We start from the raw sequence: 13,893 nt of genomic DNA, 5'->3' as shown, positions 1-13,893 counted from the left end.
CACGCTCATAGCCGAGATCTGGGCGCTTGCGATCAAGTGAACCGATCAGCCAGTCTCCAACGGCCGCGGCCGGACCTGGATGCCCAACAAGATCGAGCACCACGTTCCCTTTGACCTGAGCCGTGTGCGCCGACGAGGTGCTCGCACGGTGCTGAGGGGCCAGGCTCAGCAATGCGTCTGACCTACCCGGCCGCAGGCGGTAGCAGCTGTTCAAGCTTCGTTCCCAGTGGGCGAGGGTGTTAGCGGTTGACGAGGCGGGTGAGGCCGGCGACTACGGCTGTGGTTAGGGTCCAGCCCATGACGACCAGGGCCGCGGCGATGTATTGCGTGGCTCCTGTCGGCTTCCACGCGGTGTCGTGGCCGAGGTCGATGATGGGCAGCAGTAGATCCAGCGCGTATAGGGCCGGGTTGCGTTCTGGCGCCTCCGCCGGGTTGCTGGCCGGCGGAGGCCATGCGGTGAACGCGGCCGTGCCCGCTGCCCAGCAGCCGAGCAGCCAGAGTCCGGCGAGCCAGGTCCGGTAGCCGTATCCCACCAGTCCGTCGAGTACGTAGCCGGCCAGCCGTCCGGGCCAGGGCAGCGTCGCTCGTCGACGGCGCTGCTTCTCCAGCAGGACCCGGCGGGCCTCGGCGTCCTGGCCGTCGCGGCGGTATGCCTCGGCCAGTTGCTCATACGGCTGGGGCGTGTACCCGTCGGGACTGCGGCGCAGCCATTCCAACCGCTGCCGGACGTTGAGGGTCAGCAGTCCGGCGGGTTCCCCGGAGCTGGCGTCGAACCTGCGGGACACCAGCAATCGATAGGTACAGCCGACCAGGTCCAACGCGGCCGGCCAGACCTGCGGATCATCGAACAGTGTGTCGACCCGCAGGCCGGAAAGGCGCACCCGACCGACCGGGGCCTTCCTGAAACACAGCCACGCGCTGCTGGCCGAGCTGCCGCCCAGATGCAGTGCCCACCGGTCGGGGCTGTGCAGGGTGGCATCAACGAACCAGAGCTGACCGCCGACCTCGAGGTGAATCAACAGCAGATCGCCTTCGGCGGTGAACCCCGCGCCGGCGCGCAGGTTGCCGCCCACGCACAGCCGGTCGGCACCGATCGCCCGCCCGGATGGGTTGTTCAGTACTGCACCGTCGAGCAACAGATTCCCGCCCACCTGTGCGCCGCCCAACCACAGCTCGCCGTCCGCGTGCAGGCCAACGCCTCGCAGGCTGCCGCCGACGACCAGACGTGCGGCCGCAATGGCGTTTCCGCCCGGGTTGCGCACCTGCGCCCGATCGAGGTCCAGGTCCCCTCCGACCCGCGCGTCGCGGAGGTCGACGGGACCGGCGATAACGCTCTCCTCGCAGCGCACGTCTCCCCGCACGTCGACCAGCCGACCCTGCAGCCCAGGCAACCGGCAGCCGATCAGATGCAGGCTGGTCAGCCGCGCACCGGACACGTCGACGGGGCCGTCGAACCGGCAGTCGCGCATGTGTACCGGGACCGCCACGTCGGCATGCGCTACATCGAGGCGACCGGTGACAGTGGCGCCGCGCAGCCGCAACGCCGCCCGCGGGTGCACCGTCCGGTCGACCGGGCGGCTCAGCAGATCGGCGAGCAACGAAGCCCGCACAGCGGCGGGCCGACCCGAAAGATCGATCTCGGAACCCGTGAAGAACCCCGCCCGGACACGATGTTCGACCACGGTCAAACGGTGCGGAGACCGACGCATCCCGTGATCGTCGCAGACATCGACCATGCACACCATCGCCGCACATCGACAGGTGCACGCTCATAGCCGCGATACGGATCACTGCGATGCGTGACGGTTCTTTCGGCGGCGGGTCGTGCTTGAAGGGCGTGTCCGGAGCCAGCTGTGGCACGCTGCGCGGGTGGATGACGATATGACGTTGCAACTGGTTGTACAGGTTCCTATGGGTATCAGCGACGACGACCTCGGTGTTCGGCATCGCTTGGAAGACGAGCTCGACCGGACGTTCGACGCGAAGGGGTACGGTCTCGTCGACGGAGGCGACATCGGCAGCGGGACGATGAACGTCTTCGCGCTGGTGCGAGCGCAGCACTGGGGTGCCGCTCTGCTGGTGGCGGTCAGCGTGCTCCGCGATTTCGGCATCGACAGGTCCGCGGTCATCGCGAAGCGAGACCTGACGGACGACGACTCCATGCCGGTGATCGTCTGGCCGGAAGGCTCGGACGGACCGTTTCGGTACTGATAGACGGCAGGCGTGCAGGGCTCACCACGTTGATACGACCACGGCAGATCTTGGCATCCGGATCTCCCGCCGTCCGCGTCCTGTCCCCCGCCGCTCGTCGATACGCTGAGATGGTGGACGATCCACCGCGGTACGTGCGGTTCCAATCGCCGGTGAAGAACGAGCGCGGAGTGTTCCGCGGCATCTATGGCCTCGTCAACAGCCTCGTCCGGGAAGGACAGCTGACACCTGCCGAACGACGGCTCGTCGCGATGACACATGCATGGTTCGAGGCGGCTTACACCGATCCGTCGCAGATCGACCCGACCGTCTACAACCGGGACCTACACCCGTGCGCAGCCGCCTGGTTCAAGCCGACCGCCTGCCACCTGGTCGACCGTATGTACGTCTACCTGCCGATTCTCAGCGCTCATGGCATTGCCTGTGCCGTTGTCCGCGACGCCGATCCTGGGCAGATCATCTACGAGGACGACCACCAGATCGTCGTCGTCCCACATCAGCCGAGCCAGAACGCTCTACATCCACCACGGTAAACTGCCGCACGGCAAAGTTCTGCGGACGCAACTCCGTGCCGGGCCACGATCTCTGCACTCTCATGGCCGCCGATCGGGCGCGCTGGGCGCGCCGGCGATCATCACGCCCTGCACACCGCTGCGGCCGGTCTGGCGATCGCTCGACCGCAGACCATGTGGGCGTGCGCCGTCCTGGGGTTTTCCGGCGAGGCCGTCGAAGACGATGGCGAGCATCCGCGTCCGTACGTCTTCGTCGATGTGCGGCTGCGACGCCGCCCGGGAGGTGGCGACGAGCAGGGCGTACACCTCGGGAAGTTCGGCGTCGTCGCGGACGGCGCCGGCGCGTTGGGCCTGCTGCAGCAGGGTGCCGAAGGTGCGGCGCAGGGCGAGGGAGGCGGCCATTGCTTCACCGGCGCCGTCGTCGCCGGCCAGGTCGTGCAGGGCCTCGCCGATGGCGATCTTCGTGGCGGCATCGGCGACCAGTTCGGTGAAGAAGCCGTAGAAGGCGGGGCCCGCGCCGGGGGCGGCGAGGAGGGTCTCGGCACGGGTGCGCAGGCGGTCGAAGCGCCGCACCAGGACGGCCTCGACGAGCGCGGCCTTGGTCGGGAAGTGCCGGAAGACGGTAGCGATGCCGACGCCGGCGCGACGGGCCACCTCCTCTGTCGACGCGGCCTTGCCGCCGGTGCCGAAGACGTCCTCGGCGACGTCGAGGATGCGTTCGCGGTTGGCCCGCGCGTCGACGCGCTGGACGCGTCCGGTCATCATGCCTCCACGTTGACATCCGGAGTCTGGACTCCATATATTCGGAGTCCAGACTCCGCATCGTAGCGAAAGGTGCTCGCCATGCGCCCGCAGGACGTCTTCCGGAAGCTCGTCGACGGGGTCGCGGCGGGGCGGTGGGCGGAGTTGCCCGAGCTGTATGCGGAGTGGACGCACGTCGTGCACCCGTTCGACCCGCACCGCGCCCCGGCATTGCGCAGCCGCGACGAGCTCCGCGAGCACTTCACGCCGCCGCCGGCCGGTGCCGGGCCGCGCATCGAGCGCCGGGCCACCGGCATCACCGTCCACGAGACGACCGACCCCGAGGTCATCGTCGCCGAGTTCGCCTACGAGGGGACCGCCGACGGGGTGCCCTTCACGCTGCCGGGCATCTTCGTGATGCGGGTCCGCGACGGCGAGATCGTCGAGTCCCGCGACTACTTCGACCACGCCACCGGCGCCGCGATCCGTGGCGGCCTCGACGATCTGGTCGCGGCTGTCAAGGCCAGGGCTACGGCAGCCGGTCCAGGATGAGGCCGTGGATCGCTTCGAGCAGGTCGACCTCGCGTTCGGAGTGCGCGGTGACGGTGACGGCCGCCCGCCGCCGCGGGCAGATCACGGCGTACTGCCCGTAGCGGCCGTCCATCCGGAACATCCCGTCGCGGTCGAGCCAGACGCCGAGCCCGTAGCCGTGCGTGAACCGCTCGCCCTCACCCTCGAGGGCGCCGGTGCCGGCGGGGTCGGCCACCATCCGCCGCACGTAGTCCGCCGGCACGATCCGCTTGCCGTCCCACTCGCCGTCCTGCAGCAGCAGCCTCGCGAAGCGGGCGAGTTCGGCGGTCCGCAGGAACAGGTCGCTCGCCGCGAACGGGAACCCGAGCGGGCAGGTGTGCCAGGCGGGGTTGTGCAGGTCCAGCGGCGCGAACAGGCGCGGGGTGAGGAAGGCGCGCACGTCGGCGCCGGTGGCTCTCGCGATGACGCGGCCGATCGCGTACGGACCTGAGTCGGTGTAGGCGAACCGGGTCCCCGGCTCGGCGCTCATCGGCGCGGCGACGATCTCGCGCAGCAGGTCCGGCGCGTCGACCCGCATGTCGGCGAACCACTCGTGGCTGGTGCCGCTGGACATCGACGCCAGCTGCCGAAGGGTGACCGCCTCGAACCCGTCGGCCGCCACAGCGCGCAGCTCCGGGAAGTGGTCCAGGAGCCGGTCGTCGACGCTCAGCCGGCCTTCGGCCTCCGCGATGCCGAGCGCGACCGACGTGAACGTCTTGGACACCGAGTACAGGTTGACGCGGTCGTCGGACCTGACCCGCCGCTGCACGGGGTCGCCGCCCTCACGGTGCACGTGAACCCCGTACACGCCGAGGCCGCGCTCGTCGTTGGCGGTGATGAAGCCGTCGAGGAGGTCGTCGTCCACCGATGGATCGTAGCGGGGCGACGCGTCCGGCCGTGTCCGTTGTGGACCCGGCGCCGGTTTTCCCCGGCGTCGACGTCCTGAGCGAGCACAGCCGCTATGCGGGCGGTTGCCGCACCAGCTCCGCGACCACGGCCACCCGGCGGACCGTCTCGCGCAGCTCGTCGCGGAAGTCCGCCCGGCGCCGGCGCAGCTCCGGCGTGCCCGGGTCGAGGAGCCCGCGGTGCCGGGCCAGCTGTAGCGCCGGTTTGAACAGCTCCAGCGACACCGACTCCTCGCTGGCCAGCCGCCCCTGCAACGCCCACTGCCGGCCGACACGCAGGCACTCGTCGAGGAAGCGCGGCTCGTCGATCTCGTCGTCCTCCACGGCGGCGAGCCGGTCGGCGACCAGGTGGTAGGCGTCGAGGAACGGCCGCAGCACCAGCGGGGCGACCAGCGGCTTGCCGTGCCGCAGCCAGTGGCGCGCGTCGGCCGGGGTGAACTCGCGCAGCCCGCTGCCGTCGCCGGGCTCGATGATCGCCAGCTCCAGCGCCATCTGCTCGGCGAAGTCCCGGCGGCGGGCGAAGAAGAAGTCGAACTTCAGCAGGTCGCGTAGGCGCATCGCCTCCTCGGTCGCCGTCGTCAGGCCGTCCGGGCCGCCTTCGGCTGCGGCGACCAGGGCGAGCTCCCCGATCGCCCGGTCGACCAGCAGGTGGATGGCCGTGTTGCGGTAGAACGCGGCCACCAGGTGCTGGCCCGGCCCGATCGCCCACACCGTGTCGGTGCCGCCGTCGTAGCTCGTGAGCACCCCGGACGCGACCAGCTCCCGGAGGGTGCGGCTGACCGTGTCCCGGTCGGTGAGGTCCGCCGCGCCGGCGACCGGCCGGCGCCGGGACTCGATGTAGGCCGCCATCGGCGCGATGGTCCGCAGCACCCCGTCCAGGGTGAGCGCCCGGTCGGCGGCCAGCATCGCGAGGCAGACGACCGCGGTGACGGTGACCGGGGTCGCCTGGTTGATGCGGTGCGACGTGTCCAGGGCGATCCGCTCGACGACGTGCCGGCCCTGCTGGTCGCCGTCGCGCAGCTCGGCCATCCGCTCGCGGAGCGGGACCGGCTCACCGAAGTCCAGGTAGGCCCGGCCGAGCCGGTTGGCCTGCAGCCGGGCGAAGTTGACCAGCCAGCGGACGTCCTCGGGTCGCTTCCTCGCCCCGCGCGCCTCCGCGGTCATCGCGCCGACCTCGTGCAGCTGCTCGTACACGATGGACACCGGGACGATCAGCGCCTCGGCGTCGGGGGCGGCGTCGAGCGCGTCGGTCACGTAGCGCAGGATGCCGTAGGTCGGTGGCCGCAGCTTGCCCGTGCGGGTCCGGCCGCCCTCGATGGACCAGCTGAGGTTCTGCCTGTTGCGGATCAGCCGGCCGATGTAGGCGCGCAACGTGAACCGGTACACCGGCTGGTCCTGCGTCGCCCGGCGGATGTAGACGATGCCGGAGCGGCGCGCCACATGGTTGACGGGGAAGAGGTTGAGGTTGGCCCCGCCGAGCGTGAACGCCGGGCTGAGCCCGTGCCGGTCCAGCGCCACCGGGACCGCCGCACCGTCCAGGTAGGACCGGTGGGAGAACAGGAACAGCAGTGAATACTTCTGGTCCAGCTGCTGCAGCCGCCGCGCGGCCTCCTCGTCCACGACCAGCTCGTGCGCGCGGAACATCCACGTCGTGAACCTGGACCAGGCGCCCATCGCCCGCGCGGTGTGCATCGCGCCCATCTCGCGCAGATAGCCGGCGGCCTCGGCCGTCACCTCACCCCGGTCGCGCCCGAGCGAGCCGGCCAGCTCGGCCAGCCGGCCGGTGAAGCCGTCATCGGCCAGCAACTGGGCGACCTCAGGGGTGTCCGAGGACATCAACCACCTCCGTCGTGCCAGTCTGGGAGCAGCGACCGATCCCGTCAACAACCGAGGTCCGCGACAGCGACGCGTCCCGCCGAGGCCTGTAGCGTTGGGCGGGTGGCGGACCATGATCCTTCGTGCCGGCTGTGCGGGAGCGGGCTCGATCCGGCGCAGCTGGACGTGCGGGTGCTGCTGCCCGACGTGTTGCTCGACGCGCCCCGGGAGGAATGGGGCAGGGAGCCGCTGCTGGAGGTCTACGGCTTCGGGGCGTTCGTGCGGTGCCTGCTGCCGGTGCACCTGTCCGGTGGGATGCTGCTGACGTTCGGGACGTGGCTCAGCGTGCACCCCGACGACCTGCGGCACGCGCGGGAGGTCTGGCGGACGGCGGACTACCCGTCGCTGGAGCTCGACGGCACCCTCGCCAACGCGATCCAGCCGTGGGGGCAGGCCATCCTCGACGCGCCCGTGCGGGTCGCGGTCCGCAAGGCCGACGAGATCCCCTACGTGGTGGCGAGTCCACATGCGACACTCGGGCGAGTCATCGCCGACGAGTGGGACCGCGACACCGTGCTCGGGTCCCTTGCGACCGCGCTGCCGGTGCCGATCCAGGCTCGGGTGAGCGACGACTGGTCGGTCGAGCGCGGCGCCGGGTTCACCGTCAGGTTGCACGAGGAGTCGCTGCGGTTCGTCGGGCCGGGGCGCACCGTCATCCTCGACATTTTCGGCACCGACCGGGCACAGACCGTCGACGAGGTGCTGGCCACCATGATCGAGGGGGCACCGGCCGCCGACGGGCGGCTCACCGAGCGCGACGGCGGCGAGCTGCGGCACGCCCGCTGGATGGTGGCCGGCGCGCAGCACGAGCTGTACGGCCTGGTGATCCGCCCCGGCAGCATGCTCAGCGTCACCTGCGTCCACGACGACCCGGCCGACCACGAGTGGGCGCTGCACACGTGGCGGTCCGTGCGGTTCCACGGCGAGGTGTAGATTTCCGCGTCGCCCCGTTCGTCGTGTGGGTATGGGTGACTACAACCTTCCGGATGTCGTGTCGCGCGAGGCGTGGCTGGTCGCGCGCAAGGAACTGCTCCACCGCGAGAAGGCGGCGCTGCGGGCGAGGGACGCGCTGAACACGCGGCGCCGCGAGCTGCCGATGGTGCGCGTCGACAAGGAGTACCGCTTCGACGCCCGCGGCCCGTCGCCGTTCTTCACGTGAGCGCTGTCAGCCGGCCGGGGGTGTGGTGGCGGCGGCGATGACCTCGGTCAGCGCGGCGTGCAGCTGCTGGAGCCGCTCGATCGGCATGCCGAGGCGGGCGACGATCGCCGGTGGGATCTTCTCCGCCTCGGCCCGCAGCGCGCGGCCCTCCTCGGTGAGGCCGACCGCGAGGATCCGCTCGTCGGTGGCGGCGCGCTCCCGCGTGATGTATCCGGCCGCCTGCAGCCGCTTCAGCAGCGGCGACAGCGTGGCGGGGTCGAGCTGCAGCAGCCGGGCGAGCTCGTTGAGCGACAGCGGCGAGTGCTGCCACAGCGCCAGCATCACCAGGTACTGAGGGTGCGTGAGGCCCATCGGGTCGAGCAGCGGGCGGTAGACGGCGATGACCGTCCGGGAGGCGACGGCGAGCGCGAAGCACACCTGATGCTCCAGGGCGAGCGGGTTGTCCAGCTCGGTCGAGTGGGTCATCACACCTCCGGTGGGTCCTTCGGCCAGCCTACGACCCTGTCGGAGACGGCCCGGCCTGTGGCACACTGATAGCGCACTAATGTTTAGTACACTAAGGAGTTGTCATGTGGAAGTTCAAGCGCTCCCGCAGCAACCCGGCGGAACCCAAGAAGGACCGCTTCGGCGACGCGATGTTCCAGGTCTTCGGCCCAGCCACCGTCGAGGGCGCGATCCAGGGGTGGAGCCCGGAGGCCAAGGCGCAGTACAAGCGGATGCGGGAGAACTTCAAGCGGACCGCCTCGTCTTAAATCTTCTGTCGATGTTGAGAGAAAGTTCGCTGATCGCGAACGAAACATCTAGACACGGAAATGAAAGCCTCATAGATTGACCGCGCCAGGCATCGGCGTGCCAGGCAACCCGCAGGACATCGATTGCGATGTTCCGCCTGTTGTCCGAGCACGCCCTCCTGGGCGACTGCCGTGCCTCCGGCGGAGCGTCCCGCTCTCCCTGGAGGAACCGTGTCCGTCCCGCCCCGGCGCACGCGCATCCCGATCATGGGTGCGCTCGCCTCCACCCTGCTGTTCTCAGCGCTGGTCCTGCCCTCGGCCGGCGCTTCCGCGGCTCCTCCGCCACAGGAGCCCGGCGTCACCCTGCGCACCTTCGACCTGCAGACACCCCTGAGCGGCCTCTGCACGCTCAAGCCCGCGCAGACGCCGAACGTCGACAAGCTGATGCCGACGATCGACTGGACGACCTCGGCCCAGTTCGGCCTCGAGGACAACTTCACGTCGCAGGTCATCGGCAACGTCAACATCGCCACGGCCGGCAGCTACACGTTCCGGCTGATCAGCGACGACGGCTCGCGTCTCAGCATCGATGACAACGTTGTCATCAACCACGACGGGCTGCACGGCGCGACCACCAAGGACGGCGCCGTCCAGCTGGGCACCGGGTACCACTCGCTGCTCATCGAGTTCTTCGAGGCCGGCGGCGGCCAGCAGCTGACGCTGCAGTGGCAGACGCCCGGCTCGTCGTCGTTCGTGACGGTGCCCAACTCGGTGCTCAGCACCGATGCCGGCGTCGTGCGGGTCACCGCGCCCGGCCGCAAGGAGTGCGAGACGGCCGGCGACTCCCCCGGCGACGGCCTGCCGCTCACCGCGGTGAACCCCAACTTCACGCTGACGAACCTGCGCCCCAACGCGTCGTTCCAGCCGAAGGTCACCGGCATGGACTGGCTCCCCGACGGCCGCCTGGTCATCTGCACCTGGGGCGGCAGCGACCAGTCCGGCACGTCGCAGGCCGGCGAGGTGTTCATCCTCAGCAACACCGGCGGCACGACCTCGCCCGCGAACATCACGACCAAGCGCATCGGCAGCAACCTCAAGGAGCCGATGGGCCTGAAGGTCGTCAACGGTGTGGTGTACGTGTCGGAGAAGCAGCGGCTGACCCGCCTCGTCGACACCAACGGTGACGAGGTCGCCGACCAGTACCAGACCGTCGCGACGATGCCGTTCGACGGCAACTTCCACTCGTTCGCGTTCGGCCTGCTGTACGAGGCGGGCTTCTTCTACCTGAACCTGTCGGTGTCGATCGACTACGGCGGCGCCACCACGAACCCGCAGGGTGTCGTGAACCGGGGCACCACCATCAAGATCAACCCGGCGGACGGGACGTTCACCTACGTCGCCGGCGGCCTGCGCACCCCGCACGGCATCGGCTGGGGCCCGGAGGGCGGCATCTTCGTCACCGACAACCAGGGCGGCTACCAGCCGTCGTCGAAGCTGCTGCACATCAAGCAGGGCCGCTTCTTCAACCACTACCTCAACCCGCAGGCACTGTTCGACGACCAGCCGGTCACCCAGCCGGTGCTGTGGCTGCCGCAGAACGAGATCGGCAACTCGCCGAGCACCCCGCTGTACATGCCGAGCGGCATCTACGCCGGGCAGTTCCTCATCGGTGACGTCACCTACGGCGGCCTGCAGCGGGCCAACGTGGAGAAGGTCAACGGCGAGTACCAGGGCGCGCTGTACCGGATGACGCAGGGCCTCGAGGCCGGCATCTCCGAGGTCGCGCTCGGACCGGACGGCGCGATCTACGTCGGTGGCCTCGGCGCCGGCGGCAACTGGGGCCAGTCCGGCAAGCTCACCTACGGCCTGCAGAAGCTCGCCCCCAACGGCGGCAACACGTTCGACATGCTCAACACCAAGGCGACGGCGAACGGGTTCGAGATCGAATACACCCAGCCGCTGTCGGCGGCCACCGCCACGGCCCTGGCCGCCAAGTACAAGGTGAAGCAGTGGCGCTACGTGCCGACCGCGGCCTACGGCGGCCCGAAGGTCGACGAGGAGACCCTGACGGTGTCCTCGGCGACCCTGTCGGCCGACAGCAAGAAGGTCACCCTGGTCATCCCGGGCCTCAAGGCCGGCCGGGTCGTGCACATCCGCTCCCCCCGGCCGTTCGCCGCCGCCAACGGCCAGTCGCTGTGGAGCACCGAGGTCTGGTACACGCTCAACGCCATCCCCGGCCAGGTCCCGCCGGTCAACCTGGCGCTGGGCAAGCCCGCCACGTCCGACAGCAACTGCTCCACGTCGGAGAAGGCGGCCCGCGCCGTCAACGGCACCACCACCAACGGCAACCTCGACAAGTGGTGCTCGCAGGGCGCCACGAAGTGGCTACAGGTCGACACCGGCACCACCCAGGCCATCAACAAGGTCGTGCTGCAGCACGCCGGCACCGGCGGTGAGAACACGGCCTGGAACACCCGCGACTTCAACGTCCAGGTGAGCACGAACGGCACCGCGTGGACGACGGTCGCGACGGTCACCGGCAACACGGCCAGCACGACCACGCACAACTTCGCCTCGACACAGGCCCGCTATGTGCGGGTCAACGTCACCACGCCGGCCAGTGACGGCAATGCCGCCGCCCGGATCTATGAGCTCGAGGTGTACGGGGGTACGGCGCCGCCGGCCACCGGGAACCTGGCGCTGAACAAGACCGCCACCGCCGACAGCTCGTGCGCCGCGGCGGAGGCACCGGCGCAGGCGGTCAACGGCACCGTCAACGGCGGCAACACCGACAAGTGGTGCTCGCTGGGCGCGACGAAGTGGATGCAGGTCGACCTCGGCTCCACCCAGAGCGTGGGCCGGATCGTGCTCAAGCACGCCGGCGCCGGCGGGGAGAACAACGCCTGGAACACCCGCGACTTCAACCTGCAGTACAGCACCAACGGCACCTCGTGGACGACCGTGGCAACCGTCACCGGCAACGTCCTGAGCTCCACGACGCACGACTTCACCGCCGTGCAGGCGCGGTACCTGCGGCTCAACATCACCACGCCGGCCAGCGACGGCAACGGCGCCGCCCGCGTCTACGAGTTCGAGGCGTACGCGTCAGGCGGCGCCGACCCGGGCCGGGTGGTGCTGTTCAACGGCTCGAACATGAACAACTTCGAGGGCTCCGGCGGCAGCGCGGTCACGTGGCCGCTCGGCAACGGCGGCGTCGAGGTGTTCGGTGGCGACATCCGCAGCAAGGAGAGCTTCGGCGACTTCAAGCTGCACATCGAGTTCTGGCTGCCGAACCTGCCCGGCAACGTCACCGGGCAGCAGAGGTCCAACAGCGGCATCTACCTGCAGGACCGCTACGAGCTGCAGGTGCTCGACTCGTACGGGGTCGCCTCGGCACCCGGCATCGACACCTGTGCGTCGATCTACAACAAGATCGCGGCCACGAGCAACGCGGCGACCGCACCGGAGACGTGGCAGACGTATGACGTGACGTTCCGCGCGGCCCGCTACAACGGCACGACGAAGACCGAGAACGCCCGGGTCACCGTCGTGTGGAACGGCGTGACCGTGCACAACAACGTGGCCATCGACGGTCCGACCGGCAACGGCGCCGCCGAGGGCCCGGGCACCGGCAAGATCCGTCTGCAGGACCACGGTGACGCCGGCGCGAACCTGTACTACCGCAACATCTGGGTCGAGCCCGTCAGCTGACCCACCATGACCGGGGGCGGTGCCGCGTCGCGGTGCCGCCCCCTTTCACATCACGCTTTCACATCGCGGTGAAGACGACCGCCCGGCCGGCGGTGGCGGCCCGGTCGTAGAACGCCCGGATGTCGGCGAAGTTCCCCCAGGTGTACTCGAAGTCCCGGTCGTCGCCGGCGCCGGCGTAGTCGTCCTTGTCGAACGCGTCGAACCGCTCGCGCAGCCACGCCCGGTCCAGACCGCGCAGGGCCGCCGCCACGTCGCGCACCTGTTCGGCGGTGACGTGCACGACCCAGTACTCCTCGTGCAGGTCCTCCCCGCCGAGGATCGCGTGCGACAGCGGGTACTCGTCGCCCAGACAGCGGTGCAGGGCATCCCACGCCTTGTCGGAGTCGACCTTCATGGACTCGTCGTCCCAGTCCTCCCCAAGGTCTTCGACGAGGTCGCCCACCTCGTCGTTCCTGGCTGCCTTGAGCAGCGCCTTCTCCTGCTCCGCCGTGACGGCGAAGTGCACTCCCAACATGCCCGGGATCGTACGCACCGCAGGTTGACGCAACCATCAGATTGCTATACGTTCGTAGCAACTGATTGGTTGCTATATGGAGGTCGACATGACGTTTCCCGACCGGATCGAACGCACGCTGCAGCTGGCCCACTCGCCGGAGAAGGTGTGGGCGGCGCTGACCACCGCCGAGGGCCTCGGCACCTGGTTCGGCAACCGCGCCGAGATCGACCTCCGGGTCGGCGGAAAGGCCAAGCTCATCTGGGACAGCGGCGACACCGCCAGCCTGACCATCGAGCGCGTCGAGCCGCCGCGCGTCTTCGCCTACACCTGGCCGCTCTACGGCCTGCCCGAGGACGATCCGCGCCGCAACCTCGTGGAGTTCACGCTGGAGCCGACCGGCACCGGCACCACGCTGACGATGGTCGAGACCGGCTTCGCACAGCTGCCCGGCGAGGCCGGTCAGACCGCCTACACGGGCAACACCAAGGGCTGGACCAGCGAGCTCGGCGAGCTCGTCGCATACCTCGATGGGCAGGCCTGACCCGGAGGCGGTGGCGCAGGAGGTCTTCGTCGCCCTGGCCGACCCGAGCCGGCGGGGGATCCTCGCCGCGCTCGCGGCCGGCGGCCCGGCGACCGCCACCCAGCTCGCCGCCCGGCTGCCGATCACCCGGCAGGCGATCGCCAAGCACCTGGCCCTGCTCGCGGACGCGGGCCTCGTCGTCGCCGAGCCGGGCGAGCGGCGCCGGATCCGCTTCCGCCTGGACTCCGCGTCGATGAAGGTGGCGCAGCAGTTCCTCGCCGCCCTCGCCCGCGACTGGGACGGCCCGCTCACGGCCCTGCGGGACCGGCTCGGCGATCCGCGGCAGGCCGGTCCTCGTGGCCGTCAGGTGTGAGCCGCCGCGCACCCCGTACACCGGGCGCGGCGGCCACCGCCTCGCGCCCGGCGATGAGCGGGCCACTCGCCCCCGCGACCCGCCGGTGG

General features: G+C 70.0%; 15 protein-coding genes. 9 read left to right on the top strand and 6 right to left on the bottom strand.

Going from position 1 to position 13,893, the window contains the following annotated elements; translation table 11 throughout:
- Nucleotides 1-239 precede the first annotated feature (239 nt).
- On the bottom strand, nucleotides 240-1,745 hold the full coding sequence (locus tag ABZS58_RS13025) for a hypothetical protein (RefSeq protein WP_354780796.1): 1,506 nt from the start codon (nucleotides 1,743-1,745) through the stop codon (nucleotides 240-242).
- A 124-nt stretch (nucleotides 1,746-1,869) separates the two neighbouring features.
- Between ABZS58_RS13025 and ABZS58_RS13020 the strand changes: the two genes are divergently transcribed.
- Nucleotides 1,870-2,211, top strand: coding sequence for a hypothetical protein (locus ABZS58_RS13020; RefSeq protein WP_354780794.1), 342 nt, complete (start codon nucleotides 1,870-1,872; stop codon nucleotides 2,209-2,211).
- 152 nt (nucleotides 2,212-2,363) lie between these two features.
- A complete protein-coding gene (locus ABZS58_RS13015) occupies nucleotides 2,364-2,744 on the top strand; it encodes a hypothetical protein (protein ID WP_354780792.1) in 381 nt (126 codons plus the stop codon).
- Between the two features lie 60 nt (nucleotides 2,745-2,804).
- Here the strand turns inward: ABZS58_RS13015 and ABZS58_RS13010 are convergent, their stop codons facing one another.
- Nucleotides 2,805-3,488 (bottom strand): helix-turn-helix domain-containing protein, encoded by a 684-nt coding sequence (locus ABZS58_RS13010; RefSeq protein WP_354780790.1) that lies wholly within the window; start codon nucleotides 3,486-3,488, stop codon nucleotides 2,805-2,807.
- Nucleotides 3,489-3,566: 78 nt separating this feature from the next.
- Between ABZS58_RS13010 and ABZS58_RS13005 the strand changes: the two genes are divergently transcribed.
- Nucleotides 3,567-4,016 (top strand): nuclear transport factor 2 family protein, encoded by a 450-nt coding sequence (locus ABZS58_RS13005; protein WP_354780788.1) that lies wholly within the window; start codon nucleotides 3,567-3,569, stop codon nucleotides 4,014-4,016.
- Here ABZS58_RS13005 and ABZS58_RS13000 read toward each other — a convergent pair.
- Both ABZS58_RS13000 and ABZS58_RS12995 read right to left on the bottom strand, forming a co-directional pair.
- On the bottom strand, nucleotides 3,994-4,899 hold the full coding sequence (locus tag ABZS58_RS13000; protein ID WP_354780786.1) for a serine hydrolase domain-containing protein: 906 nt from the start codon (nucleotides 4,897-4,899) through the stop codon (nucleotides 3,994-3,996). The two genes, ABZS58_RS13005 and ABZS58_RS13000, sit on opposite strands and share 23 nt — an antisense overlap.
- A gap of 94 nt (nucleotides 4,900-4,993) precedes the next feature.
- Nucleotides 4,994-6,775, bottom strand: coding sequence for a lysophospholipid acyltransferase (locus ABZS58_RS12995; protein ID WP_354780785.1), 1,782 nt, complete (start codon nucleotides 6,773-6,775; stop codon nucleotides 4,994-4,996).
- A 102-nt stretch (nucleotides 6,776-6,877) separates the two neighbouring features.
- On the opposite strand from ABZS58_RS12995, the gene ABZS58_RS12990 reads away from it, so the two are divergent.
- Complete coding sequence (locus ABZS58_RS12990; RefSeq protein WP_354780783.1) at nucleotides 6,878-7,747, top strand: DUF2199 domain-containing protein; 870 nt, start codon at nucleotides 6,878-6,880, stop codon at nucleotides 7,745-7,747.
- A gap of 31 nt (nucleotides 7,748-7,778) precedes the next feature.
- Nucleotides 7,779-7,973: a DUF899 family protein gene (locus ABZS58_RS12985; RefSeq protein ID WP_354780781.1), complete on the top strand. Its 195-nt coding sequence runs from the start codon at nucleotides 7,779-7,781 to the stop codon at nucleotides 7,971-7,973.
- A 6-nt stretch (nucleotides 7,974-7,979) separates the two neighbouring features.
- Here ABZS58_RS12985 and ABZS58_RS12980 read toward each other — a convergent pair whose 3' ends face one another.
- Nucleotides 7,980-8,438 (bottom strand): MarR family transcriptional regulator, encoded by a 459-nt coding sequence (locus ABZS58_RS12980; RefSeq protein ID WP_354780779.1) that lies wholly within the window; start codon nucleotides 8,436-8,438, stop codon nucleotides 7,980-7,982.
- Between the two features lie 104 nt (nucleotides 8,439-8,542).
- On the opposite strand from ABZS58_RS12980, the gene ABZS58_RS12975 reads away from it, so the two are divergent.
- On the top strand, nucleotides 8,543-8,725 hold the full coding sequence (locus tag ABZS58_RS12975; protein WP_354780777.1) for a hypothetical protein: 183 nt from the start codon (nucleotides 8,543-8,545) through the stop codon (nucleotides 8,723-8,725).
- 210 nt (nucleotides 8,726-8,935) lie between these two features.
- Nucleotides 8,936-12,415: a discoidin domain-containing protein gene (locus ABZS58_RS12970; protein WP_354780775.1), complete on the top strand. Its 3,480-nt coding sequence runs from the start codon at nucleotides 8,936-8,938 to the stop codon at nucleotides 12,413-12,415.
- Between the two features lie 58 nt (nucleotides 12,416-12,473).
- On the opposite strand, the gene ABZS58_RS12965 is transcribed toward ABZS58_RS12970, so the two are convergent.
- Nucleotides 12,474-12,929 (bottom strand): YfbM family protein, encoded by a 456-nt coding sequence (locus ABZS58_RS12965; protein ID WP_354780773.1) that lies wholly within the window; start codon nucleotides 12,927-12,929, stop codon nucleotides 12,474-12,476.
- A gap of 88 nt (nucleotides 12,930-13,017) precedes the next feature.
- Here ABZS58_RS12965 and ABZS58_RS12960 point away from each other — a divergent pair, with 88 nt between their 5' ends.
- Both ABZS58_RS12960 and ABZS58_RS12955 read left to right on the top strand, forming a co-directional pair.
- Entirely contained in the window at nucleotides 13,018-13,452 is a 435-nt protein-coding gene (locus tag ABZS58_RS12960) for an SRPBCC family protein (RefSeq protein ID WP_354780771.1), read from the top strand.
- The gene (locus ABZS58_RS12955) at nucleotides 13,439-13,804 is read left to right on the top strand and encodes a metalloregulator ArsR/SmtB family transcription factor (protein WP_354780769.1); all 366 of its coding nucleotides are present in this window, start codon (nucleotides 13,439-13,441) and stop codon (nucleotides 13,802-13,804) included. The genes ABZS58_RS12960 and ABZS58_RS12955 overlap by 14 nt, the downstream gene beginning before the upstream one ends.
- The last annotated feature ends 89 nt before the right edge of the window (nucleotides 13,805-13,893 follow it).

Source organism: Dactylosporangium sp. NPDC005555 (genome assembly GCF_040605635.1).
Classification (GTDB): domain Bacteria; phylum Actinomycetota; class Actinomycetes; order Mycobacteriales; family Micromonosporaceae; genus Dactylosporangium.
The sequence above is the reverse complement of the archived record's forward strand: the minus strand, read 5'-3'. Positions and strand labels throughout refer to the sequence as shown.

Excerpts from the sequence above, each read along its gene's own strand:
- ABZS58_RS13025 (WP_354780796.1), bottom strand. The coding sequence starts at position 1,745 with ATGGTGTGCATGGTCGATGTCTGCGACGATCACGGGATGCGTCGGTCT.
- ABZS58_RS13010 (WP_354780790.1), bottom strand. The coding sequence starts at position 3,488 with ATGATGACCGGACGCGTCCAGCGCGTCGACGCGCGGGCCAACCGCGAA.
- ABZS58_RS13005 (WP_354780788.1), top strand. The coding sequence starts at position 3,567 with ATGCGCCCGCAGGACGTCTTCCGGAAGCTCGTCGACGGGGTCGCGGCG.
- ABZS58_RS12995 (WP_354780785.1), bottom strand. The coding sequence starts at position 6,775 with ATGTCCTCGGACACCCCTGAGGTCGCCCAGTTGCTGGCCGATGACGGC.
- ABZS58_RS12985 (WP_354780781.1), top strand. The coding sequence starts at position 7,779 with ATGGGTGACTACAACCTTCCGGATGTCGTGTCGCGCGAGGCGTGGCTG.
- ABZS58_RS12980 (WP_354780779.1), bottom strand. The coding sequence starts at position 8,438 with ATGACCCACTCGACCGAGCTGGACAACCCGCTCGCCCTGGAGCATCAG.
- ABZS58_RS12975 (WP_354780777.1), top strand. The coding sequence starts at position 8,543 with ATGTGGAAGTTCAAGCGCTCCCGCAGCAACCCGGCGGAACCCAAGAAG.
- ABZS58_RS12965 (WP_354780773.1), bottom strand. The coding sequence starts at position 12,929 with ATGTTGGGAGTGCACTTCGCCGTCACGGCGGAGCAGGAGAAGGCGCTG.
- ABZS58_RS12960 (WP_354780771.1), top strand. The coding sequence starts at position 13,018 with ATGACGTTTCCCGACCGGATCGAACGCACGCTGCAGCTGGCCCACTCG.
- ABZS58_RS12955 (WP_354780769.1), top strand. The coding sequence starts at position 13,439 with ATGGGCAGGCCTGACCCGGAGGCGGTGGCGCAGGAGGTCTTCGTCGCC.